The 24,894-nt window shown below is 44.4% G+C and carries 17 protein-coding genes and 1 tRNA gene; 12 read left to right on the top strand and 6 right to left on the bottom strand.

Features of this window, described 5'->3' with window-relative positions:
• The first annotated feature begins 43 nt into the window (after positions 1-43).
• Positions 44-517, top strand: a complete 474-nt coding sequence (locus tag DEHRE_RS07900) for an MGMT family protein (protein ID WP_025205779.1) — start codon at positions 44-46, stop codon at positions 515-517.
• Between the two features lie 99 nt (positions 518-616).
• Here DEHRE_RS07900 and DEHRE_RS07895 read toward each other — a convergent pair whose 3' ends face one another.
• Positions 617-1,129, bottom strand: coding sequence for a DoxX family membrane protein (locus tag DEHRE_RS07895; protein ID WP_025205778.1), 513 nt, complete (start codon positions 1,127-1,129; stop codon positions 617-619).
• 239 nt (positions 1,130-1,368) lie between these two features.
• Between DEHRE_RS07895 and DEHRE_RS07890 the strand changes: the two genes are divergently transcribed.
• Positions 1,369-1,596: a hypothetical protein gene (locus tag DEHRE_RS07890; RefSeq protein WP_019226300.1), complete on the top strand. Its 228-nt coding sequence runs from the start codon at positions 1,369-1,371 to the stop codon at positions 1,594-1,596.
• Positions 1,597-1,761: 165 nt separating this feature from the next.
• Here the strand turns inward: DEHRE_RS07890 and DEHRE_RS07885 are convergent.
• A tRNA-Trp gene (locus DEHRE_RS07885) sits at positions 1,762-1,835 on the bottom strand.
• 220 nt (positions 1,836-2,055) lie between these two features.
• On the opposite strand from DEHRE_RS07885, the gene DEHRE_RS07880 reads away from it, so the two are divergent.
• From DEHRE_RS07880 to DEHRE_RS07865, 4 genes are all read left to right on the top strand, one after another.
• Positions 2,056-2,889, top strand: a complete 834-nt coding sequence (locus DEHRE_RS07880) for a PHP domain-containing protein (protein WP_025205777.1) — start codon at positions 2,056-2,058, stop codon at positions 2,887-2,889.
• A 37-nt stretch (positions 2,890-2,926) separates the two neighbouring features.
• The gene (locus DEHRE_RS07875; protein WP_019226302.1) at positions 2,927-5,236 is read left to right on the top strand and encodes a DNA translocase FtsK; all 2,310 of its coding nucleotides are present in this window, start codon (positions 2,927-2,929) and stop codon (positions 5,234-5,236) included.
• Positions 5,237-5,612: 376 nt separating this feature from the next.
• Positions 5,613-14,258: a glycoside hydrolase family 94 protein gene (locus tag DEHRE_RS07870; RefSeq protein ID WP_019226303.1), complete on the top strand. Its 8,646-nt coding sequence runs from the start codon at positions 5,613-5,615 to the stop codon at positions 14,256-14,258.
• Positions 14,259-14,373: 115 nt separating this feature from the next.
• Entirely contained in the window at positions 14,374-15,177 is an 804-nt protein-coding gene (locus tag DEHRE_RS07865; RefSeq protein ID WP_019226304.1) for a TIGR00266 family protein, read from the top strand.
• Positions 15,178-15,325: 148 nt separating this feature from the next.
• Here the strand turns inward: DEHRE_RS07865 and DEHRE_RS07860 are convergent, their stop codons facing one another.
• Entirely contained in the window at positions 15,326-16,168 is an 843-nt protein-coding gene (locus DEHRE_RS07860; RefSeq protein ID WP_019226305.1) for a prohibitin family protein, read from the bottom strand.
• Positions 16,169-16,401: 233 nt separating this feature from the next.
• Here DEHRE_RS07860 and DEHRE_RS07855 point away from each other — a divergent pair, with 233 nt between their 5' ends.
• From DEHRE_RS07855 to DEHRE_RS07845, 3 genes are all read left to right on the top strand, one after another.
• A complete protein-coding gene (locus tag DEHRE_RS07855; protein ID WP_019226306.1) occupies positions 16,402-17,388 on the top strand; it encodes a (Fe-S)-binding protein in 987 nt (328 codons plus the stop codon).
• On the top strand, positions 17,388-18,593 hold the full coding sequence (locus DEHRE_RS07850) for an LUD domain-containing protein (protein ID WP_019226307.1): 1,206 nt from the start codon (positions 17,388-17,390) through the stop codon (positions 18,591-18,593). Before DEHRE_RS07855 ends, DEHRE_RS07850 begins: the two co-directional genes overlap by 1 nt.
• A 365-nt stretch (positions 18,594-18,958) precedes the next feature.
• Positions 18,959-19,843 (top strand): ion transporter, encoded by an 885-nt coding sequence (locus DEHRE_RS07845; protein WP_019226308.1) that lies wholly within the window; start codon positions 18,959-18,961, stop codon positions 19,841-19,843.
• Positions 19,844-20,081: 238 nt separating this feature from the next.
• Here the strand turns inward: DEHRE_RS07845 and DEHRE_RS07840 are convergent, their stop codons facing one another.
• Positions 20,082-20,309 (bottom strand): hypothetical protein, encoded by a 228-nt coding sequence (locus DEHRE_RS07840; RefSeq protein WP_019226309.1) that lies wholly within the window; start codon positions 20,307-20,309, stop codon positions 20,082-20,084.
• A 221-nt stretch (positions 20,310-20,530) separates the two neighbouring features.
• Here DEHRE_RS07840 and DEHRE_RS15635 point away from each other — a divergent pair, with 221 nt between their 5' ends.
• The 3 genes from DEHRE_RS15635 (at position 20,531) to DEHRE_RS07830 (ending at position 21,996) form a co-directional block, all read left to right on the top strand.
• On the top strand, positions 20,531-20,695 hold the full coding sequence (locus DEHRE_RS15635) for an RHS repeat-associated core domain-containing protein (RefSeq protein ID WP_083221888.1): 165 nt from the start codon (positions 20,531-20,533) through the stop codon (positions 20,693-20,695).
• A 613-nt stretch (positions 20,696-21,308) separates the two neighbouring features.
• Positions 21,309-21,572, top strand: coding sequence for an AbrB/MazE/SpoVT family DNA-binding domain-containing protein (locus tag DEHRE_RS07835; RefSeq protein ID WP_019226310.1), 264 nt, complete (start codon positions 21,309-21,311; stop codon positions 21,570-21,572).
• A complete protein-coding gene (locus DEHRE_RS07830) occupies positions 21,556-21,996 on the top strand; it encodes a putative toxin-antitoxin system toxin component, PIN family (RefSeq protein ID WP_019226311.1) in 441 nt (146 codons plus the stop codon). Before DEHRE_RS07835 ends, DEHRE_RS07830 begins: the two co-directional genes overlap by 17 nt.
• A gap of 286 nt (positions 21,997-22,282) precedes the next feature.
• On the opposite strand, the gene DEHRE_RS07825 is transcribed toward DEHRE_RS07830, so the two are convergent.
• Both DEHRE_RS07825 and DEHRE_RS07820 read right to left on the bottom strand, forming a co-directional pair.
• Positions 22,283-23,839, bottom strand: a complete 1,557-nt coding sequence (locus DEHRE_RS07825; protein ID WP_019226312.1) for an ABC-F family ATP-binding cassette domain-containing protein — start codon at positions 23,837-23,839, stop codon at positions 22,283-22,285.
• Positions 23,840-24,100: 261 nt separating this feature from the next.
• A complete protein-coding gene (locus tag DEHRE_RS07820; protein ID WP_019226313.1) occupies positions 24,101-24,880 on the bottom strand; it encodes an ABC transporter permease in 780 nt (259 codons plus the stop codon).
• Positions 24,881-24,894: the final 14 nt, after the last annotated feature.

Genomic DNA, 24,894 nt, shown 5'->3' with positions numbered 1-24,894 from the left:
CCATTGATCTCTTGAGGAGTCAATGGTTTTTATGAGGAAAAAAATGGCTAGAAAAACGTTTGATGAAAAGCTGCATCAGGCAAAAGATATGCCCAGAATAGAATTTATTGGCTATGACGAGAAGATGGCCAAGCGGTTTGGTGCTGGAAATATGTTGATTGCCGCTCCGCTGGAGTATGATGAAGTCATGAAAAGGATACCTCCGGGCAAACTGATTACTTCCGATGAGATCAGAGCTTATCTGGCCAAAAAACATCAAGCCGATTTCACCTGTCAGCTGACGGCAGGGATTTTTATTAATACCGCCGCCAATGCTTCGCAAGAAAGAGAGGATGCCGGTAATCCGGATATTACCCCGTACTGGCGGACGCTTAAGAAAGGCGGAGAATTGAATGATAAGTTTCCCGGTGGTCTGGATCATCAGAAGTTTTTGCTGGAGTCTGAGGGACATACAGTGATCCCCAAAGGGAAGAAGTATTTTGTTAAAGAATTTGAAAAATCTTTGTTTTTGTTATAGAGGGAAACATATTACGAAAAAATATAACGAAAAAAATGTTAAAGACATGGGCTTTCCCCGTGTCTTTAACATTATGAAGCAGCATGATATTAAACTTTGTTACGCAATACCCTGCTTGAGTCGTCGTTTTTTCCACTGGGGTATAAGTATCCTGTCCACTCCCCAGTAGTAGGCAGCTGCCCCGGCCCAAAGCAGTAAAGCTTCCCAGAATAATAACATTGGATTGGTGCTGACAGCACCAGCCAGTAGATAACTCATGTTCAGAAAGACTGCCGCAAGTAAAGCGATGGTCGTGAAGCAACCGAGGATCAATCCCAAGCCAACCAGAAGTTCTCCCCAGGCAATCACATAACCAAACACTTTGGCATTCGGAAGAGCAATATTTTGAATAAATGATGCATACCACCAGGATACATCAGGATGTTGGCCACCGGTTTTGGTCAGAGCTCCTTGTAAAAAACCTGTAACGGCCGCTCCCGCGTTCGGGCCTACCCAGGCTGCAGCACTTGCTCCAAAAGTTTTGCTGATACCGGCACTCAGCCACTCCCAGCCAATATATACGCGAATGACGGTCCACACAACTTGCATAAATCGCGATTCTCTCCAGCTCATATTAACCCTCCTTTAATTTTAGTATGGGATTACAAAATCTTTTTATACCGTTTCAATCTTGTAGATGTTCCCAAGTAATCAAAAACACAGAAAAATTGCAAATTAAAAGAAACAGGACGATATAAAATTTGAATGTACTTTGTCCATTCAAATTTCACATAACTGTCACCATTATTTCACATAAATGACATAATCAATTGTTAACATATTACCTACATTTAATGAAAGGAGTGATAGAATTGGATACGGATAAAGGAAATAAAATTGTTAATGTATTGCTTTGTATTGATCTTCTGATCTTGGTGATTACTGCGTTAACAAATGAAATGATTCCCAAGGAAATCTTTGAAAGCGTCCATGTTATTCCAGGTTTCTTATTAGTTGTTTTAGTGCTATTTCATCTTAGACTTAATAGTAAAGGCTTAAAGAAAAACAATAAATCAAGTGATACATATCTTTCAAAATGATCTGAAATCAAAAAGATCATAACCTAAAAAAACAGAAATAAAAATAAGGGAGTCGGATAATTCCGATTCCCTTATTTTTTTCTTCGGTTAAAAAAATCTATCCAAAAGTCTGCCCCAAAGCATAAATACAAAAATAAAAAAAGGCCTCTGAGCCTCAAATTTACTTGGCAGGGGATGAAGGAGTTGAACCCTCACTGACGGTTTTGGAGACCGCTGTTCTACCATTAAACTAATCCCCTAGGTGTTTCCTACAGTTGACGACGAAAGCTATTATATCGGAATTACTTGATTGTGTCAACGATAACATTTCAGTTAACATTTCAGTCTGCATTTAAATTGATGGCAGATCATACATATAACAATCATTCAAATTATTTTGAAGGATTTTTGCCGTAAAAAACGAATAAAATAGTATAAAAGAAAACATTATAGCAAATCTTGGCGAGAGGATCGTTACGATTGAAAACTGACCTTCATATTCACACCAATCAGTCTGACGGAAGTCTCAAGGTTGAAGAGATTTTGCAAATTTCTTCTTTAAAAGGGATGGATATTGTCGCCATTACCGATCATGAGACAACATCCGGTGTCACCAAGGCGCAAAACATTGCGCCGGATTACGGAATTCGGATTATACCCGGACTTGAGTTGAATACCTATTACAAGAACCAGGAGATTCACCTGCTGGGCTATTACCGAGACATTAATAATGACTATCTTCAGGAAAAGCTTCAGCAAATCCGTAAAGAGAGAACTGCTGTTACAAAATTAATGCTCGGAAAGTTAAAAGATTTGGGACTGGTGCTCGAATGGCAGGAGATTGAAAATACAGCAAGTTTCGAAGGCGTCGTCAGCAAGTCTCATATTATTTACGCGATCTGGAATAAAACTGAACGTGATCAAAATCTCACTATTAATTGGGATAATCTTGCGTCCTGTCTCAGACCCGGCGGAACGGCCTATATACCCTATGAAGGCAACCCCTTTCCTGATGCGGTTGATCTGATTCTCGAAACAGGCGGGCTTCCTGTCCTGGCTCATCCGGGACTAATCGACCAGTCCCTGACTGAGGATCTTTTGAGTTACAAGCCGATTGGAATTGAAGTCTATTACGGTTACTGGGCTCAACGCGAAGAGAAGATTACCTATTTTGAAGAACTGTCACGAAAATACAGGACTCTCGCAACAGGTGGCAGCGACTATCATGGCTTTTTCAGTCAGGTCGAAATTGGAGAGGTCTCGGTTCCGGAAAAATGCGTGCTTAATCTTATGGAATATCTGCAGATCGACTGAGATCAATGATATCGATAAATGTTAGGAGTGGTAAACCTTGAGGCTGGTTGGAAGAATACTTATAAAAGCACTTTCGCTGCTGTATTTTTTTATGTTTCTGATTGGGATCCTGGGATATTTCGAGATCCAGGAGTTTTCGACCAACGTTTTTAGTTTCTTTAAAGAACTTCTCGGAAATTACGCGCTTGGTCTGCCGGTAATTTGTTTGATTTTTGCGGTTGTTTGTTGGCTTATGTCCGGAACAAAGCGTGAACAGGAATTTGACGATGATGACGACGATGATGAAGATGAAGATGATGAATATGATAACAGATATGATGAATATAAGCGGAAAAAGAATATAATGAAGGACCGGCCAGTTGACAAGGCCAGATCAACTGAACAAGCTAGATCAGATGAACTGTCGAAAAGGATCAGTACCGCCAGGTCCAGAGAAGTTCAGGCCAATCGGTTGGGGAATAAGGCAGCTTCTGAACCTGAGACAGGCATACCGGTGAGCTTGGCGCGCGAAAATGGCTTTTCATCCTATTTTGCCGAGCGATTGTTTGTGAATGACGAACCGGTCGCAACTAAGGATCACCTGGGACATTTGGGAGCAAATTTCTCTTCGTATTTTGGCGAAGGAAATAAAAGTTTCTATATTTCAGAAAATACGGTCAGTATGAATGGATTTAAAGACTATTTCAAAGAGAGTAAGAAAGATGTCAGGAAAAACAATACATTTCCGTTGGAAAGCGCAGATAAAGAGAAAAAACAGGATACTCTGTTTCAGAGAAACAACTATTTTCAGGAAAGGCAGCAAGTAGCTCCCGTAACGCAAGTGACGGCAGCGGCTCCTGTGACTGAAGAAAAAATTTACGGAAATTTTTATAAGGCGTATGAATCAAAACCATCAGTAAATGTATCTGCAGATATCCCTGCGGAATACGACTACGACGACATCAAAACGAAAGCCTGGATACTGCCGAGGATCGAATTATTGCGGCGCAGGGAAAACAGTACCGCGGCGGCAGAACGCACAAACCCGGAGCTTCTGGAGGATGTCTTAAGCACATTCGGAGTGACCGCAAAAGTTACCAATATTACCGTCGGCCCGGTTATCACACGTTATGAGCTCTCACCTGCTCCGGGAACGAAAATCAGTAAAATTGTCAATCTGGCAGATGATATTGCTTTGGCCATGGCTTCGAGAGATATCCGAATTGAAGCACCGATCCCGGGCAAAGCGGCTGTAGGGATTGAAGTGCCGCGTCAAAAGTCCAGGACCGTCTACTTTAGAGAAGTGATTGGATCTGAATCATTTATGGGTTCTGGCGGTAAGCTGAAAATAGCGCTTGGCAAAGATATTGCGGACCAGCCTGTTATTGGTGAGCTCGCAAAAATGCCGCATTTGCTTGTTGCCGGCGCTACCGGCTCCGGGAAAAGTATTTTTATCAATTGTCTTTTGAATTCGCTGCTGTTTTCCTATACACCGGATCAGGTCAAACTGCTTTTGATCGACCCCAAAATGGTTGAACTTAACCAGTATAACGGCATCCCCCATCTGCTTTCACCGGTCGTTACCGATCCGAAGAAAGCATCCAAATACCTTAAATTCATTGTCAGGGAAATGGAAGACCGCTATGAACTGTTTGCCTCCAGTGGCGTTCGTGACATTGATCACTTCAATAGGAATATGGATAAACCGTTACCTTACATTGTCGTCGTGATTGACGAGCTGGCCGATCTTATGATGGTAGCTGCCAATGAAATCGAAGAGGCTATTTGCCGACTTGCTCAAATGGCGAGAGCGGCAGGGATTCATCTGGTCATCGCCACGCAGCGTCCGTCGGTGAATGTTATTACAGGACTTATTAAAGCGAATATCCCAAGCCGGATTTCTTTTGCCGTTTCCTCGCAAATTGATTCCAGAACGATCCTTGATGGGGGCGGTGCCGAGAAATTATTGGGCAAAGGGGACATGCTGTATTCCCCGATTGGCCTAAATAAACCCCAAAGAGTTCACGGCTGCTTTATCGACGAGCAAGAAACAAAAAATGTCATTGAACATTGGAAAAAACAGGGCAGATCGGCTTATGAGCTCGATGAAAATCTGCTTGAAGAAACCACAACCTCTGAAAAGCCAGATGAAGATCTTGACGAGCGTTTTGCTGAAGCCGGCGAGCTGGTGATTACATCCGGGATTGCTTCGGTATCTTATCTGCAAAGGCGGCTGAGAGTTGGGTATTCCCGGGCAGCCCGCCTTATGGATATGCTGGAGGACGCCGGCGTCGTTGGCCGCAGTGAGGGCAATAAACCACGGGAGATACTGATGTCCCTCGAAGATTTTCAAGGTTATTTTTCTTAAGATAACTATTTTCGCCTAATACAACAAACGCTGTAAATTTAAAAAGGCCAAAGCTTAATTCAGCAAGGGGGTGTATCGAAACTTTAGTTTCGATACACCCCTGTCTCTGTTATAAGATGTAATTATTTCTACTTATTTCTCAAAATATTGCGGACTTGCACAAAATACACAAGCGAACTTTTAGTGACAGCAGCGTTCAATAAACAGAAAGCCTAAGCGTTAAGACATTCCAATGGTTGACGGCCATGGATGGCCTAATGTCGTGGTACCACGGATGGCGAAGAGCGGCGATTTGCCCCAGCAGGCTGCAAATTACGAATTATGCCCGCAGAAATGGACATAATGAGTAAAGAAAAAAATATGTTGGGGTTGAAATATGAAGATCTCGGAACTTGCTCAATTCCATAACTGGCTGGGGCTTACCCCTAAAGGTCGGAGCCTGCTGCCGGTTATTAAAAGACAAAGTGCCTATATCCGTGAAGCTTATTCTCCAATCAATGAATATTACTATGAAACGGAAGACGTCATTCCCGCAGCAGAATGGTACCTGGACAACTACTACATTATCAGCGAATTGATCACAGGACTGACCAAGGATATCTCCAAAGAATATGAAAGCAAGCTACAGTATTTAAAAGGAGGGGATAACGCCGGTTACCCCAGAATTTATCTGATTATAGCTGAATTTCTAAAACAGTGCGAACATGAATTGAATTTTGATCAGTTAAAGGCGTTTATTGCCGGGTATCAGGAAGAGGCGCCACTTTCATCTGCTGAGATATGGGCTGTTCCAATGATGCTAAAAGTACTGCTGCTGGAAAAAGTCTACTATCAGGTTGAGCGTATTCTTTATATCCAGGCCGAAAGAAGAAAAGCTGATGATTGGTTAAAGACTGTATTTGAGGGATACACGGACGCTGAAATGCCTGCGTCTGAGATGCCTCCTGCATCGGGGCAGGATCCGGAAGATGTGCTCACGGCAATTTTCATGGAAAGAATCGCCAGAAAGCTTAAGGAACATGGCCTAGAAGCTAAAATACTATACAACTGGCTTGATAATGCGGCCAGCAGACAAAATACAACGGTGGAGAAGGCCGTAAATTCAGAACATCATTTTCTGACAGCCCAGGGAGCGGCCATGGGCAAACTTGTCACGGATATCAAACAGATTAACGCTGAGAACTGGTCTGCTTTTTTCGAAAATGTCAGTCTGGTACAGCAAACCCTTCAAAAGGATCCGGCCAAAATATTTGACAAGATGGATTTTGATTCCCGGGACAAATACAGGCATGAAATAGAAGGTCTGGCAGGAAAATATAAAGTTACAGAAATTATTGTGGCCAGAACATTGGAAAAATTAGCTGCCCAGAACCAGTCTGCGCCTTTTAGCCACGTTGGTTATTACTTGTTTGGTTCCGGCAAGGTGCGCCTGGAAAAGGAGCTGGCCGACAGTTGGGGCAGGGTAAAAAAGTCCTTTCATGGCATATACTGTTATCTAAAATTAAAACCTGCCTTGTCCTACCTTGGGTTAATATTTCTGGCGACAGTGATACCTTTTCTTATTTTTCTCGATCTGACAAAAAACAATTCTGGCAATGTATTATCAGGCAGTATGCTTCTGGGCCTGATTGGAGCGCTGATCCTGATCAATGGCATGGCTGTCTGTCTCATTAATCGTCTGTTCTGCAGGATGCTGTCTCCGAACTTTCTGCCGAAATTGTACCTGGATAACGGGATACCGGAACAATACAAAACAATTGTTGTGATCCCGGCAATTTTCAATCATCCGTCCAAAGTCCGGCAGCAAATGAAACAACTGGAGACACACTATTTAAGCAACCGGGATCAGAACCTGTGTTTTGCCGTTCTCGGTGATTTTGCAGATGCCCCTGCGGCCAAACAGACCGGGGATGATGAAATCATTCAGGCGGGTGTCAAAGCGGCGGCAAGACTGAATGACAAATATGGGGAGGAGCGTTTTTTCTATTTTCACAGAGAAAGAAAATGGAACGAAAAAGATAAGGTCTGGATGGGATGGGAAAGAAAAAGGGGAAAGCTGATTGAATTCAACCGGCTGCTTCTGAACGAAGGAGAGACGAGTTACTTTATCCGGACAGGAAAGCCGGAAGCCATGCAAGGAATCCGCTATGTTATCACACTGGATGCCGATACAATATTGCCCAGAGATTCTGCACGCAAGCTGATTGGTACAATTGCGCATCCGATGAATGAAGCAAGACTGGCTGACAACGGCAAAAGTATCGCCTATGGCTATGGTATTATTCAGCCACGGATCGGTCTCACGGCGGCAAGCGCGTTTGCTTCGCCTTTTGCCAGGGTGTTCACCGGAACAGCAGGCATTGATCCTTATACCTGCGCGATTTCAGATATCTATCAGGATCTCTTTGGCGAAGGAATATTCACAGGCAAAGGCATTTATGATCTGAAAGTATTTCACGCCGTAACCCAAAATGCCTTTCCGGATAATAGGATCCTGAGTCACGACTTAATTGAAGGTCTCTATGCGCGTACAGCCTTAGCGACGGATATTGAGTTTTTTGACGGATATCCGACCAAATTTCTGTCGCATACCAAAAGGGCGCATCGTTGGATAAGGGGAGACTGGCAAATTGCGCGTTATATGTTTCAGCAGGACTTTTCCGCTGTATCCCGCTGGAAGATTTTTGACAATCTCAGACGGAGCCTGGAAACGCCTTTTCAGATAATTATTCTTTTTTTAGCCGTTACCGTGTTGCATCAGTTCTTCAGCCAGCTGGCGATTTTAGTCCTGCTGAGTTTGAGTTTACCGCTGCTTCTGAACATTGGCGGACGCCTCATCGACCGCAGTATAACCTTCAGGATCTTTAAGTTTGAGCTAAAACTAGGAATCAGCCAGATCCTGTTCAGCATCGCGGTGCTGCCGTATCAAGCGTATAATCAACTGGATGCCGTATTTAGGAGTCTTGGGAGACAAATCATCACCAAACGCAATTTACTCGAATGGGAGACGGCTGCAGATTCTGAAACGTATCTTCAGTTAGACCCCTGGAATTTTTATCATAGAATGGTGCGCGGCATCGTGATGAGCCTTTTCTTTCTATTCGGTTATTTTTATGTGAGCTTGCTTACCGGGATAATCCTAACAATCTTGTTGATCAGCTGGCTGGCGTCGCCATGGCTTGCCTACCGAATGAGTCTGCCCTATACCGATTCTATCACAGGGATTTCTTCCGAAGACCGCCGGGTGCTTCGTATGTTCTCTCGGCAGGTCTGGGCTTATTTTGATCTTTTTGTCAATGCGGAAAACAATTATCTGCCTCCGGATAATATCCAGATGGAACCGCATAAAGGAGAGGCCTGCAGGACATCACCTACCAACATCGGGCTGGCGCTGCTGGCTAACCTTACAGCCGGAGATCTCGGCTATGTAAGCACGGAAAGAATGCTGAGCCGGGTCAGGAATACGCTCCGGACGATCCAAGGAATGCCAAAATGGAATGGGCATATCTATAACTGGTACGATACGCAGACGCTGGAACCGCTTCACCCGATCTATATTTCAACGGTTGACAGCGGCAACATGGCAGGCTATATGATCGCGCTAAAAAACGGCCTGGCCGAAATTTCAGGGAAACCACTGATCGGGCAAAACATGCTGCAGGGGTTCATGGATACTTATCTGCTGAGTCAGGAGAATGCCGGCACGGTTGATCCTGACGTCAGGGAATCTTTTGGCACAGAATTGAAAGCTATCATGGCAAGCGAGCGAGCTGAAAAAGTCGGAGCTTGCGCAGGAATAACAGACCTTCAAACTTGTTATGCATTCGTAGACAAATGGGCAAAACTGACGCGCAATCGTTTCAGGAATTCCGCAGATCAAAACGGAAATACGGCTGAGAAACCCGAAACAGACCTCAGGCTGATCACAAAAGATTTTTGGCCGGAGGCTCTGGCTCGGATGCTTCAAGACCAAAAAAATGCGCTGGAATATTTTTTCCCGTTCCTGACCCTGCCTAACCTGCCTGATTCTTTGCGAAAGCTCGGACAGTACCCGGTCAAATCTCTTATTCGGGAATATCTGGGCTTGCTGAACAATCCAGAAACCACCGGTAAGGAATTACAGCCTTATCTCTATCGCGGACTTAAACGAGCTGTTTTGACTTTGCTCCGTGCTGGGAAGCTACAGAAAGATCTTCATCATTTAGTGTACAGAATGAACTTCAAGCCCTTGTTTGACGACCAGATCAAGCTGTTTACGATCGGCTACAATTTAACAGAGCGAAAACGGGATAAATCTTATTATGACTTGCTGGCCTCGGAAGCCCGGCAGACCAGTCTGTTGGCGATCGCCAAAGGGGATGTGCCTCAAAGCCACTGGTTTAAGATGGCCCGGCCGCTGACCAGAATAAACGGCAGGCGCTGTCTGGTATCCTGGAGTGGAACCATGTTTGAGTTTTTAATGCCTTCTATTCTGTTTAAGAACTATCGTGGAACGCTCCTTGATGAATCCTATCGCTCTGTGGTAAAGATTCAACAGGCGCATGCGGAAAAGGCCAAAATGCCATGGGGGATATCCGAATCGGGATTTTTCTGTTTTGATATCCAGAATAATTACCAATATAAAGCTTTTGGCGTTCCGGGCTTAGGCCTGAAAAGAGGATTGTCCAAGGATATGGTCATATCCCCGTATTCGACTTTTATGGCGCTGCCGATTGATTTTAAAGCAAGTATGGAAAACCTCCATTTGATGAAAAATAAAGGTTATAACGGTGTATTCGGACTGTTTGAAGCGATTGACTATACCAAAAGCAGAGTTCCGTATAATGAGGAATCCAGCATCGTCAAGAGCTATATGTCTCACCATCAGGGGATGAGCCTGATCGCCTTAGGGAATGTCCTTGAAGCAAACAGGATGCAGGAGCGCTTCCACCGGGAACCGGTCATTAAATCGATTGAAATGCTGCTGCAGGAGCAGGTTCCGTTGAAAGAATATACGTTTAATCCGATCATCGAAGAAACCGGGGAAAAGGAAGTCCGCGCTATTTCCTGCAAACTCGGAGAGAAACCTGTGGTCTACCTGAGTCCGAATACCCGGGTTCCGCGCTGCAGTTTCATTTCGAACCGGGAATATGCCGTCATGCTTACGCTTTCCGGTACAGGCTACAGTCAGTATAATCATCTTTTTCTGACCCGCTGGCGCAAAGATCCCGCCATGGACAGGTACGGAACATTTTTCTATGTCCAAAATCTTAATTCGGGAAATCTTTGGTCGGCTACAGCCAAACCGGTACAGACGCAGCCTGAGGAATACAAGGTAACCTGTTTCCCGAATACGGTCAAGTATATCCGCAAAGACGGAAATATCATCACGCAGACAGATGTATTCGTCGCCCCTGAGGATACTGTAGAGATCAGGAAAATCACGCTGACCAATCAAAGCAGTTATTCCAGGGATCTCCAGCTGACAAGTTATGTGGAAGTTGCTTTGGATGAAATCTCGGCGGATATGGCTCATCCCGCCTTCAGCAAGCTGTTCATCCAGACAAAGTATGAAAATAATACCCTTGTCGCTTTTCGGCGGCCGCGGCATTTGCACAACGCTGAACATTATATGATGCATACCTTGTTCAGTGAAGGAAATATGTTTGGGGAAACCGAGTATGAGACAGACAGAGTCAAATTTATTGGACGCGGACGAACGTTGGCCGATCCTAGGGTCATGGATATTAACCAGCCTTTGTCCAATTCGGTAGGAGCGGTTCTTGATCCAATCTTAAGTCTGCGGGCCAGGGTGAGAATTGATCCGGGAAGAACGGTATCTGTCTATTTCCTGACCGGATACGGCAATAAGCTGGAATCTGTCCTTCAGCTTGCCCAGAAATACCGCAGTGGCTATGTGATCACGCAAGCCAAGGAATTGGCATGGTCGCAAAATCTGATGGAATTAACGAACCTTCAACTGTCTTTTGGAGAAGCCAATATGATTTCCAGTCTGGCCGGGCAGGTCATCTATGGCTGCCCAATCCAGAAAAGCCCCGCAGCATCTAATCAGCTTGGACAAACCTCTCTCTGGTCTCATGGCATATCAGGAGACCTGCCGGTTGTCATGCTGAAGATTCAGGACAGCAGCCAGCTCAAGCTGGTGGATCAAATCCTGACCATTCATGAATATTGGAAAATCAAAGGCCTCTACATCGACTTGGTTATTTTCAATGAGGACGAAACGGGATACTTCCAGGCGATCCAGGAAGTTATTATGGAAAAAATCAGCATCAGCCATGTTCGGAAACTTGTCAATAAACCCGGAGGCGTATTTCTTCTGAAAAAAGATCAGCTTTCCGCGGAGGATGACGTTTTGCTTCATACCGTCGCCAGCGTCATATTTTCCGGCGAAAACGGATCTTTAAACCACCAGATCATGAAGTGTCTGCGAGCTGGTGAAAAGATCATAGACGAGCCGGCTGCCGGTGAACAAACTTCTGGCGAAAGAATCACAATAGAACAAATCGCAGGCAACCGTATTACCAACGGGCGGTTAGAAAAAGACAGCCTGCCTGTACAGAATGTAAGTAAAACGCACCGCACTGTCTTGGAGAGTAAAAAGACAGAAGGCCTTAAGTTCTTTAACGGCTATGGCGGATTTACGGACAACGGAAAAGAATATGTAATCATCAATGAGGAAAATCAGCCAACCCCGTTGCCCTGGGTCAATGTTATCGCGAATGAAAAATTTGGGACAATCATTTCTGAAGCAGGGGCGAGCTATACCTGGTCCCAAAACAGCAGGGAGTATAAACTATCCCCGTGGTCAAACGATCCGCTGCTCGATGTCAGCGGGGAGGCTGTCTTTATCAAGGATGAAGATTCCCAAGACTACTGGTCACCTCTGCCGCAGCCAGTCAGGGACAGTCAGCCTTATCTTATCAGGCATGGTCAGGGGTACACGGTCTTTGAACATTCCAGCTTCAGAATTAACCAGGAGACGAGGGTCTTTATCCCGCTAGGACAGAATCTGAAAATTACAGCGTTGAGGCTGACCAATAAAAATACGCTGCCGAAACGTCTCTCACTCTATTATTATTTGGAATGGGTGCTGGGGGTAAACAGGGAACAAAACATGCCTTATTTGCTCACCGAGCTGCACGATAAAACCATCTTCTGCCAGAATGTCTACCAGGAAGAGTTTGCCGGAAGAGCAGCCTTTATTACCGGTTTCGGTGCGGATTATCTATCGTCAACATCAGACCGTATTGAATTTCTTGGTGTAGGCGGCAGCCTGACAAAACCGAAAGGGATATTGTCTTGTCTTTCAGGCAAGATGGGTACGAATATTGATCCTTGTGCAGTCCTGCAGCTTCAAGTAACCTTGGATCCCGGAGAAGAAAAAACGGTCTATTTTCTGCTTGGGGATGAACAAAATAGAGAAAAGGCACTTTCCTTGGTTCAAGCTTTTCGCAGTCCGGACAGAATCGAAGAGGCATTTCAGGATGTGAGCCACTATTGGGATGATGTTTTGTCACGTATTCAGATCTCAACTCCGGAGCCGTCCTTTGATCTACTGGTAAACCGTTGGCTGCTCTATCAGACCATTGTCTGCAGGATTTGGGCCAGATCAGGATTCTATCAAACAGGGGGGGCTTACGGCTATAGGGATCAGCTTCAGGATGTCATGCCCCTGGCCGTCATCAAACCGGAAATAACACGCAAGCAGATTATCCTGCACAGCTCCAGACAGTTTCCGGAGGGAGATGTACAGCACTGGTGGCATTCGGAGACCGGCAAAGGAATCAGGACAAAATTCTCAGATGACCTATTGTGGCTGCCTTACGTAACAGCAGACTATCTGGAACATACCGAAGATTTCAGTATTTTAGAAGAGAAAACAAGCTTTCTAAAACTTGAAGCACTTGGGGAAAACGAAGACGAACGTTATGCCGTTCCAGAGACCTCAGAGCAGAGTGGTTCAGTATATGAACACTGTGTACGGGCGATAGACCGCAGCCTGCGATTTGGCGGGCACGGTTTGCCTCTGATTGGGACCGGGGACTGGAATGACGGATTTAGCGCGATTGGCAGGGAAGGAAATGGAGAAAGTGTCTGGCTTGGCTGGTTTATCCTGGCAGTTCTTAAAAGGTTCATCCCGATTTGTGCCAGAAAGGATGATAACGAAAGAGTTGAAAAATATACCGGAATCCTCGATGAGCTGCAGGTTAATATGGAGAAACATGGCTGGGACGGCTCCTGGTACAGGCGCGCTTATTATGATGACGGGTCTCCGGTAGGTTCAATCACAAACTCCGAGTGTCAAATTGATGCGATTGCCCAGTCCTGGTCTATACTGTCCGGCAGTGCCTTAAAGAGCAGAGCAGCAGATGCCATGCTGGCGGTAGAAAGATATCTGTGGGATAAGGAGGCAGCCTTGTTAAAACTGTTGACACCGCCGTTTGATAAAACAGATAAAAACCCCGGGTATATTAAAGCCTATATTCCCGGAGTCAGAGAGAATGGCGGACAATATACACATGCGGCTGCCTGGGCAATTTTGGCGTTCAGTAAACTTGGTAGCAGGGATAAGGCGATGGAGCTGTTTCAAATGCTGAATCCGGTCAACCATGCCCGTACCGGTATTGAAGTCAGTCAATATAAGGCAGAGCCCTATGTAATTGCTGCCGATGTCTATGCGGTTCAGCCGAATGTCGGAAGAGGCGGATGGACTTGGTACACCGGCGCTGCCGGATGGATGTATCAGGCGGCACTGGAGGGTATTCTCGGGTTGCAGATTGCAGGGGATAAACTGTCGTTAACCCCGTGTGTCCCGTCTAACTGGGAGTCATACTCCCTGACCTACCGGCATAAAAATTCAACGTATCAAATTACGGTAACCTGCCGGCAGCCGGCAGGTGCCGAAACTGGTGAAAGTATGACGTTTACCAAAATTAAAGTCGATGATAAAGTCCAGGATCATTTTCCAATTGCGTTAAGCAACGACGGGAAAAACCATGTCATTGAAATTTCCCTGTAAATCGTCAAGATTTTCTGTTAAAAGAAAAAGTAAGCAGGATTTTAGCAATTTATATGGAAAATAATTTATATGGAAAACAATTGGTAATAGATAAGCAGGGAAGAGAGGAGATAACATGGGAAAAGCTCACGAAATCGAATATAAGATCTACGGGGATGACATGCAGTTTGTTGAGATTGAATTGGACCCGGCTGAAAGTGTGATTGCGGAAGCAGGAGCCTTAATGTTTATGGAACCGGGCATTCAGATGGAAACCATCTTTGGGGACGGATCCGGACAGGGAGAAAATAGGGGACTTACCGGGAAGCTATTTGGAGCAGGGAAAAGGCTGCTAACAGGAGAAAGCCTTTTTATGACCCTATTTACCAACAGTGGGGCAGGCAAAGCGCATGCTTCTTTTGCGGCCCCTTATCCCGGGAAAATCATCCCGGTTGATCTAACTGCGTATAACGGTAAAGTAATCTGTCAAAAGGATGCCTTTTTATGTGCCGCAAAAGGGGTAGCGATCGGCATCGAATTCAACAAAAGACTCGGAACCGGATTCTTTGGCGGTGAAGGATTTATCATGCAGAAACTCGAGGGAGATGGCCTGGCTTTCCTGCATGCCGGCGGAACAATTGTCGAGAAGGAACTTCGGCCGGGAGAAACCCTCAGGGTCGATACCGGCTGTCTCGTCGGAATGACCGGCAGCGTTTGCTATGATATTCAATTTGTCGGAGGCATCAAAACTGCTTTCTTTGGCGGGGAAGGACTATTCTTTGCAACTGTTTCCGGTCCCGGCAAAGTTTGGCTGCAGTCTCTGCCGTTCAGCCGTCTCGCGGACAGAATCATTGCTTCTGCGCCGAGGCTTGGTGGGGCCCAGAAAGGCGAGGGGAGTATCCTTGGAGGACTTGGGAACCTTCTGGATGGAGACAGATAAAAGAAAAATTATTTTATGGAATCAAACGGATTTTCAATAGAAAAACAGCTCGTATTCCTTTGAAAGAATGCGGGCTGTTTCATCCTTACACAATGACATTAAGATCCCTAAATATCTAAAATATACAGAGTTAAATATTCGATCACAATTATTTGTTCAGATTGCTGATATCGATAAACGGAACAGCGCCGCTGCCTGTCACGGTCGGAAGTTTGCCGTCCCATTTCTTGATCGCTTCAAGCTGAGCTTCAATTTTACGCAGTTCTACCAGTTCAGGGGTAATGACATCCTTCTGCAGCTTCAGGGCTTCTGCTTCAGCCTTAGCCTGTTCAATCTGCTGTTGGGCTTCGACTTGGATTCTCTGAAGATCAAGATTTGCTTTTAAGGCTTGCTGTTCAGCAATCTGCTTTTCCTCAATAGCCTGATTGAATTGGTCGCTGAAGTCAAATTCGGTGATATTGATGTCATCCAGTTCCATATAATAGACTGCAAGCTTCTTACCAAGCGTCTCTTTGACTTTGGCGCTGACTTCCGAACGTTTAGAGATCAGTTCTTCAGCGGTATACTGAGCGGTTACAGCCTTGAGCGATTCACTAACGGCCGGGTCGATAACTTTTTCTTTGTATTCCAGGCCGACATCCTGGAAGAGCTTGTTGACATTTCCCGGATTAAGCCGGTAATTTACAGCGATCGTTGTATTTACGACCTGAAGGTCCTTGGAAGAGGTAGTTTGGTCAGATTGGTCTTTCTGAAGCCGGACTTCAACTGGAATAACATCTTGGATAAATGGTACAATGATGTGGAACCCTTCGTCTAAAACGTACGGCATAACTTTACCAAGCTGGACGATAACGCCCCGGTGGCCAGGTTCAACGATTATGTAGCCTTTGAAGCCGATCATGGCAGCAATGAGCGCAATAATTATTACAATCGGAATAATTTTTATCCAGAATCCTCTTCTGGGTTTGGCCGGAGTGATGTTTTCTTCCATAGAATTCTCCTCTTTCTGGTTTTGCCTGGAAATTAATTTTATCTTATCATATCATAAGAAGGGAGTGAAGGCCAGAATATGCAGGGTATTATTTCTTCACATGTTTTAAAGTTAGAGATCATTGTATTACCCGAATTATGAATACATAATACATTTTTACTGGGCATTTACTATTATCTTTTTTTTGTATTAAATAATTGATGTACCCATTTCATTAGAAGGGCTGTGAGATTTTGCCTAAGAAGAAAAAACTGCCGCCTGTTTTGGCGTTAATCAGAGATAATATTGTTGAATATCAGAACCCGCTGGCTCTGAAGCCAAAGGAGATAGCTTCCTGGGTAAAAGATTTAAAGCTGCCCCAAAAAGGTGAGATCCTGTTTTACACAGGCAGTGAATATCAGCTTTTGCCGTATATTGATTCACTTGTCAAGACACTGATCTATGTCGATTCGTCCAGCAACCTCTTCTCCTGGCTGATGGGAGCAAGAAAGATTGTGAATAAGACCGGTATTAATGCGGAGAAGATCTATGCTTCTGTCTTGGCCAAAGACAAAGAAAGATTTTATTCTGTAAATTATAAAGCTGCAATCATTTTGCAAAAGCTTGGTTATGATCTTTGTTATGACCCTCGGGCAGATATGTATACCGGTGCCTTGCTGGATGAACTTGGTTTTTGGCAAGAATTAAAGTCCTATGCTGCGATCTTGTCTGAACGAATTAGAGAGACCGAAGCAAAAGTCGTCGTCTGTACTTCGCCGCATGCAGCGGAAATGTTCAAGCTTATTTATCCCAAACTGGTTGACTTTCCGGATATTCAGGTGAAGACTTTTATCGAATTGGTCTGGGAAAAAAGGCATTTGCTTCCTGCTGTTGATGAAAAGGATCCGGTGGTTATCCATGATTCCTGCCGGATGGCCAGGGAACTTGGCATATCCCAGGAGATCAGAGATGTTCTGGATGCAGTCGGTGTAAAATATATTGAGCCGCTGCGCTGCAGAGAGTGGACAACCTGCTGCGGAGGTCCGAGTAAAATGCTGTTTCCCGAGATATCCAAAACAATTTCTAAACGCAGAGTCGTTGAATTGGCGGATACTGGAGCAAAGCGGGCTTTGATATCCTGCCCGTACTGCTTATCTTCACTGGAAAGCGGTGTCGATAAGAATCATCCGATGATCATGGATGATATGGTTGAATTCTTATTTAGGGGGTTTAAGGATTAATGACTGACTTGAATAAAGAAATTGGCGCCTACACCAAGAATTTGAATAAAGCAAGTAAAGATCCTAATATTAACCGGGCGATAACCAGAGCTGTAAAATCCTACAGGGAGACGGTATCTTCAACCATGGATCGCTATCCGCATACGGAAAAGCTTGCCGAGGAAGTCCGGGAAATTAAAGCATATTCGATGCAGCATAACAGAGAGCTCAGGGAGCAAGCCATGGAAGCAATTGAAAGAAATCATGGCAAGGCTTTCTTTGCCAAAGACAAGGACGAAGTTTTCCGTATTCTCGATGAGATTGTCGGTACAGGCAAGGTGATCGTGAAAGGCAAGAGTATGCTGGGCGAAGAGCTTAAACTCAGACACGGGCTGGAGAAAGCCGGGAACGAGGTTTGGGAAACCGATCTTGGGGAATTCATTCTTCAGCTGAAGGATGACCGCCCGATGCACATTCTGTCTCCGGCAATCCACGTACCCAGAGAACAGGTTGCCGAGATCTTTTCCGATTTCTTCAAAAAAGAAGTGCCTCCCGATATTGCTCAGGAAGTTGGGGTCGTACGGGAATTTTTAAGAGAGAAATATTTCACTGCTGATATTGGAATCAGCGGCGCCAATGTGGTTGCTGCCGATACCGGTCAGGTTGTCATTATTGAAAATGAAGGAAATGTCCGGCTTTGTACGGGTGCGCCGCCGGTACATATTGTCATTGTGGGCATCGAAAAACTTGTACCGTCTTTCCTCGAGGCTATGATGACAGCTGAGGTAACGTGGAGATACGCCCAGTACGGAGCACCGAGCTATGTCAATATTATCAGCGGCCCGAGCAAGACCGGGGATATCGAGAAGGTTACGACTTACGGCGCTCATGGACCGAAAGAATTTTATGTTATTTTTGTTAATAACGGCCGAAGCAAAATGATGGCGGAGGAACATTTCAGCCAAGCTTCGCACTGCCTGCGCTGCGGTGGCTGCATGTATGAGTGCCCGGTATTCCAGGTCACAGCAGGGCATTATGGCAAGACATACTTAAGCGGCATAGGATCCGTCTGGACGGCCTTCGTTGAAGGCGGAGCCGATGATGCTGCTCCGATGCTGTACACCTGTTTGCGCTGCGGACGTTGTGTGGAGCGTTGCCCGATGCAGATCGACGTACCGAGCATGGTCGGGGAACTGCGAAGCAGGGTTGTATCATCGGAAGAATAATGGACAGATTGTTTTAAAAAGTAAATCCGATTACGAGAGTATTGTAAAAATTAGAATATGGAATAGTTTAAGAGTAAGGCTTAGATAAACCTTACTCTTTTATAGTGGGGATTTATCGCACAATCCAGCAAAATCGGAACTTTGGTAAGCAGTAAAAATTTCCTTGAGTTATATAAAGTAGCTTGCTTATTCGGATAGCGCAGGATTGGCAGAAGTAAACCAAATTCTTTCCTCGATTAATTTTGGACAATAGAGAGATTCATACAGAGCTACGGAAGACGTATTTTGGAAAATAATATGCTATAATACAAAAAAATTATTCTTTTAAATTATAGGTTAAATTTATCATAACTGGAGAATAAAAAATGGTAAAAGAATCGCATAGAGACAAGACAGAAAAAGTGAAGACTGGGGAAAATAATAAAAATCTTTCGCTCAAAGACAGATTATTTACGATCGTATTCGAGAACGATACCCATGCGGGGAGGTCTTTTGATATTGCGCTGCTCTGGCTGATCCTGCTGAGTATTCTCGTTGTCTGTTTGGAGTCGCTGCCCAATTTGAATCAGGATTACCGCACAATTCTCTCTGGTGCGGAATGGGTGATCACGCTTCTCTTTACAATTGAATATATCATCAGAATCTGGGTCGTAAGAAATAAACTAAGATATCTGAAAAGTTTCTTTGGCGTAACCGATTTACTGGCAATCTTGCCAACGTATCTGAGTATCTTTATCGCCGGTAGTCAGTTTGCTTTGATTTTTAGGGTCTTTCGTCTACTGAGGATCTTTCGGATCTTAAAGCTCGGCCGGTACGTCGGTGAATCATATTCGCTGATCAATGCGCTGAAGGCCAGCCGCTATAAAATTATTGTCTTTCTGCAGGCGGTCCTCGTTGTGGTTGTAATCGTTGGGACAATGATGTATTTAATCGAAGGGGAAACCAGCGGATTTGACAGTATTCCGGCCTCAATCTACTGGGCGATTGTGACCCTTACGACCGTCGGATTTGGCGACATTACACCGGTCACACCTTTGGGAAGGATTGTTGCCTCCATGCTGATGCTTCTTGGTTATGGCATAATTGCCGTACCTACTGGCATTGTCTCAGCAGAGCTAGCAAAAAACAGAAACATAAAAGCATCTACACGAACTTGTCCGAACTGCCGCCTAGTTATTCAGGACGAAGGGGACAACTACTGCAAAAATTGCGGCCTTCAACTAGAAAAAAAAGAAAACAATAAAGTATAAATGTATAGGATACTTTATTGTTCAAGTTTTTAAACAATCTACCCTTAAAAATAGAGCAAATGAAGCAAAATCTGTCAAAGTTCACGGCCTTAGACGACTTTGGTCGTCCAGTTCTCACAGTAGAAGAATGATAGACATGCCAAACTCTATGAAGGCATTAACCCTATAAAAGCTAGAAGGCGATCTCAAAACAATCACAAAATATGGTTATGACAATAACGGCAATAATACCAGCAAACTAACAGAACAGATAAGAAAAATCGACCCGGTTAACCCGCCAACGCCGCATTTCGGGATGTTCATACCCGGACAAGAGATAGACGGCGCAACGCAATATGCCGAAGATCTCGTCAGCTTTGCCCAGTACTTTGATGTTTTCAACCAAATGATCAAGAGCAACACCGGCAATGCCATGGTTGAGTACACGTACTATGGCGATGGTCTGCGTGCCACCAACGACTTCCAATTCTCATCCTCCGGTTCATCTATGAGGGTGATAAGGTTGTCCTTGAACTGGACGGCAAAGGAAACCAATTCGCCAGAAACGTTTATGGAACGAACCTGTTAGCCCGGACAGTCGGCGGACAGACACTGAACTATATGTATAACGGTCACGGTGATGTGACATCCCTTCTTGACAATACAGGGACAATTCAGGCAACATATTAGTATGATGCATTTGGCAATATTACTTCGCAGACAGGGACAGTCGATAACCCGTTTACCTATGCCGGCTACTATTATGATAAAGAATCCGGCCTGTACTACCTGAATGCCAGAATGTATGACCCTTCAATAGCAAGGTTAGAGTATTGGCTTACCGCCATGGCCAATGATTTGAAAAAGGTTTGAATTATTAGCAATAATTTTTTCAAATCATCCATGCTGGGCGGTTAGCCAAAAAGCCTAAGGATTTTTCTGATGTAAACTTTCGTAGTTAACCCCTAAGAGCTTGTCTTTACTGTCTGTCCCGGCGATTTGAAAAGCTGTAGTAGTTGGCCTTCCTTATTTTCAAATCGCCCAACATTCAGACAGTAAAGACAAGCACATTTGAAGCTGGATTTTTAAGCAAACATTTTAAATATTTAAGACAGCAAGATAAAAAAATACCTCAGAGTTATTGGCTTACCGCCATAGCCATGATTTGAAAAGGCTTGAATTACAGGCAATTATCTTTTTCAAATCACCCCATGCCGAGCGGTAAGCCAATAGGCCCAAGGATTTTTCCTAATGTAAGGCTCTCTCACTAAACTTGTAAGCGATTGTCGTTACCGTCTGGGCCCGATGATTTGAAAATAGGTAGTTTATTTGCTGCTTTATTTTCAAATCATCAATATCAGACGGTAACGACAAAAATTTTAAGAGAATGAGGAGAAATTTGTAAATTGCACATGTTCCTATTACAGTAGTATAATATAAGTAAAGAAAGTAAAGATGTAAAGAAAAATAGAAAGGCGGTTCTGTTATGGAAATATCAAGAATTAGCTCAAAAGGACAAGTCACGATTCCGAAGCCTATTCGGGACCTATTAAAATTAAACGAAGGTGATAGAATCGCTTTCCTGGAAGACAACGGTAAAGTTGTAATTACCAAGGCCAGTCTAATTGCCTTACGTGAATTACAAGATGCCCTTAGTACAGAAGCACAAGAGAAAGGCATTACCGAACAAGACCTTCTTAATGAACTGGAAGTAGTCCGGGAGGAAATGTGGAATGAGCGGAAAAAATAATGCCTTACGCGTATTTGTTGATTCAAATATCCTGATATCTGCTGTCTTATCAGAATCATCAATTGCCAGTAAACTTTTAACTCTACTTATTGAACAACACCACTTGATTATTTGTAGTTACTCGATTACGGAAATTTCAGAAGTCATTGAACGCAAATTCCCAAAGATAATCCGTAAATGGGATAAATTTCTTACAACACTTGAATTCGAGATAGCTTATACTCCCTCAGATCTTTCCACGGTAACAGTTCCATATATACGAGATCCAAAAGATTTACCTATTTTAGTTTCTGCTATAGTAGCCCAGCCGGATATCGTAGTTACCGGTGATTTGGATTTCCACACGCCAGAAATTCAGGAGCTTTTTACCATAATGATGCCAATTGATTTCTTGAGGGCTTTCTCTGGTGAATTTAATCATTAATCACATCAACTTAAAACATAGTATATAAGATGCAAGGCTGGCTTTCTATATTAAGAAATATCAGCCTTTTGCTTTTTAACATTATTAGAATACTGGTTTTACATCTAGCCCAGTAATCCGAATAGTTATATTTGGTTAAGATTAAGCTTTTTAGTTATCCTCTAAATAGATTGTCCCAAACTCGCCATCGGTGGCGAATTTGAACAAGCTGCCGATTTCTTTACCATCTTACCTGATGATATGAAAAATCTTTAATAATCTGCTTTTTTTCTTAATTCGCCAATATTTAGACGACCTTGGTCGTCCAATTCTCACAATTCCAAACTTCCGTAACGACATCCTGGTAAAAATCAGGCTCATGGCAAATGAGAAGCAGGCTGCCTTTATAGGTCTGAAGCGCCCGTTTCAGCTCCTGCTTGGCTTCGACATCGAGATGGTTGGTCGGCTCGTCGAGCAGCAGAAAATTCGTTTCTTTATTAATCAGCTTGCAGAGCCGTACTTTGGCCTGCTCACCGCCACTCAAGACCAGGACTTTGCTTTCGATATGTTTCGTCGTTAAACCGCATTTGGCCAGCGCTGCCCGCACTTCGTACTGCGTATAGCCGGGGAAGTCCGACCAGAATTCTTCGATACAGGTCTTATAATTTGCATCCTTGATTTCTTGTTCAAAGTAGCCGGGGAAGAGATAGTCTCCAAGTTCAGCCTGGCCTGAAAGGGAAGGAATTTCACCGATAATGCTCTTTAAGAGTGTGGTTTTGCCGATTCCGTTGGCGCCGGTCAAAGCAACCTTCTGGCCGCGTTCCAGGGAAATATTGATCGGACGGGAGAGCGGTTCGTTATAGCCGATCACCAGATCAGAGGTTTGAAACACGAGCTTGCCGGAAGTCCTGGCTTCTTTAAAGTTGAATACCGGTTTGGGTTTGTCCTTGGCCAGTTCGATCCGGTCCATTTTATCGAGCTTTTTCTGGCGGGACATCGCCATATTCCGGGTAGAGACTCTGGCCTTGTTGCGCGCGACAAAATCCTCCAGGTCGGAGATTTCCTGCTGCTGTTTTTTATAGGCCGCTTCGAGCTGTAATCTTTTCGTTTCGTAGGAATTCTGGAAATTCTGATAGTCTCCGACATAACGGTTCAGTTGCAGGTTGTCCATATGATAAATCAGATTGATGACGCTGTTTAAAAATTCCATGTCGTGTGAGATCAGGATAAATGCATTCTCATAGGCTAGCAGGTAGCGCTTCAGCCATTCAATGTGCTGTTCGTCGAGATAGTTTGTCGGCTCATCCAAAAGCAGAATATCCGGCTTCTCCAGCAGAAGTTTAGCCAAAAGCACTTTGGTCCTCTGACCGCCGCTTAAGTCATCTACGTCCTTATCGAGACCGATATCCTGCAGGCCCAAGCCGCGGGCGGTCTCCTCGACCTTGGCATCGACAATATAAAAATCATTGTTGTTCAAGGTTTCCTGAATCAAGCCCATATCTTCGAGCAGAACTTCCAGCTCCTCGGATGAAGCGTCGCCCATTTTATCACAAATCGCCAGCATCTCAGCTTCCAGTGCAAAAAGATACTGAAAAGCATCCTTAAGAACATCGCGGATTGTTGCTCCTTTGGCCAGAACCGTATGCTGGTCAAGATAACCGACTCTGACTCGTTTAGACCATTCAATCTGGCCTTCATCAGGCTCGAGTTGGCGCGTAATGATGTTCATAAATGTAGATTTCCCCTCGCCATTCGCCCCGATCAAGCCGATATGCTCGCCCTTCAGCAGGCGGAAAGATACATTTTGAAAAATGGCTCGGTCGCCAAAGCCGTGGCTCAAGTTTTTAACAGTCAGAATACTCATGTTTTCTTATCTTCCTTTTTACATAAATTAGTAAATAAATACGATTAGTCAATCGCAAAACCGCCAGTATTGCTCATTTCTTCACCTTGGCATACAAAGATTTTCCTCAGCGGTTACCATGCATTTTAGAGGTGACAAGGTGATAGCGGTCAATATCTTTATTAGATTATCAAATCTGCCTAAGGAGAGCAAGTCAGAAATATGCCTGTATTTATGGAAAGTTGCAGCCGTCTAGATCCCCAAAATCCAAAAAGAGTTCGTTTATTGAATAAGCTTCTTTTTAACCATGACCAGCGGGAAAGGCAGCGTCAGCAGCGTAACGGCTAAGAGCCAGATGATATGGCCGGTGATTGCCGGAGTAACCTGTCCCAGGACCAGTGGACGCACCGTTTCAACGGCATGGTACAGCGGCGTCAGCCACGGAAGAAAACGAATGGCGGCGGGCAGACTTTCAATCGGGAAAAAGATCCCGGCAAACAGGAACATTGGAGAAATCAGCAGCGTGAAGAAATAGCCGAAAGAGTCATAATTGGGAGCGAGACTCGTCCAAATTAAAGAGAGATTGGAGAAAATGACGGACATGAGGATCAGTGGGACAAAGATGAGCAGGGCATACAGGGAGTGGACAATGCCGAACAAAGCGACGACAATAAAGAAAACCGCACCGTAAAGAACGCCTTTGAATGTGCCATACAGGATTTCGCCGAGGACGATGTCGTCCATGCTTACCGGCGTAACAACCATGCTGTGAAATATTTTCTCCTGGGACATCCGGGTATAGCTGTTGTAGGTCATTTCATAAGTCACAGCAAACATCGCTGAAGATGCGATCAGCCCCGGAGCCAGAAAATCAAGGTAGGAAAGCCCGTTGATCTGCGTAATATAAACGCCCAGACCAAAGCCCATGGCCCAGAGATAAAGCAGCGGCTCCAGAAAATTAAACATCAAATTGGCTTTCCAGGTTTTGCCGAAAACTTTCAGATTCCGCAGAAATACCTTGAAAGTCAGTATTGGATTAAGATCAGGTTTAACTATTTTCATCCTCTTATCCTCCA

It is taken from the genome of Dehalobacter restrictus DSM 9455 (genome assembly GCF_000512895.1).
GTDB lineage: Bacteria > Bacillota > Desulfitobacteriia > Desulfitobacteriales > Syntrophobotulaceae > Dehalobacter > Dehalobacter restrictus.
The sequence above is the reverse complement of the archived record's forward strand: the minus strand, read 5'-3'. Positions and strand labels throughout refer to the sequence as shown.

Bases quoted from the DNA above. Each gene is read 5' to 3' on its own strand.
- DEHRE_RS07825 (WP_019226312.1), bottom strand. From the start codon at position 23,839: ATGAGTATTCTGACTGTTAAAAACTTGAGCCACGGCTTTGGCGACCGA.
- DEHRE_RS07895 (WP_025205778.1), bottom strand. From the start codon at position 1,129: ATGAGCTGGAGAGAATCGCGATTTATGCAAGTTGTGTGGACCGTCATT.
- DEHRE_RS07865 (WP_019226304.1), top strand. From the start codon at position 14,374: ATGGGAAAAGCTCACGAAATCGAATATAAGATCTACGGGGATGACATG.
- DEHRE_RS07830 (WP_019226311.1), top strand. From the start codon at position 21,556: ATGAGCGGAAAAAATAATGCCTTACGCGTATTTGTTGATTCAAATATC.
- DEHRE_RS07870 (WP_019226303.1), top strand. From the start codon at position 5,613: ATGAAGATCTCGGAACTTGCTCAATTCCATAACTGGCTGGGGCTTACC.
- DEHRE_RS07845 (WP_019226308.1), top strand. From the start codon at position 18,959: ATGGTAAAAGAATCGCATAGAGACAAGACAGAAAAAGTGAAGACTGGG.
- DEHRE_RS07860 (WP_019226305.1), bottom strand. From the start codon at position 16,168: ATGGAAGAAAACATCACTCCGGCCAAACCCAGAAGAGGATTCTGGATA.
- DEHRE_RS07835 (WP_019226310.1), top strand. From the start codon at position 21,309: ATGGAAATATCAAGAATTAGCTCAAAAGGACAAGTCACGATTCCGAAG.
- DEHRE_RS07900 (WP_025205779.1), top strand. From the start codon at position 44: ATGGCTAGAAAAACGTTTGATGAAAAGCTGCATCAGGCAAAAGATATG.
- DEHRE_RS07850 (WP_019226307.1), top strand. From the start codon at position 17,388: ATGACTGACTTGAATAAAGAAATTGGCGCCTACACCAAGAATTTGAAT.
- DEHRE_RS07820 (WP_019226313.1), bottom strand. From the start codon at position 24,880: ATGAAAATAGTTAAACCTGATCTTAATCCAATACTGACTTTCAAGGTA.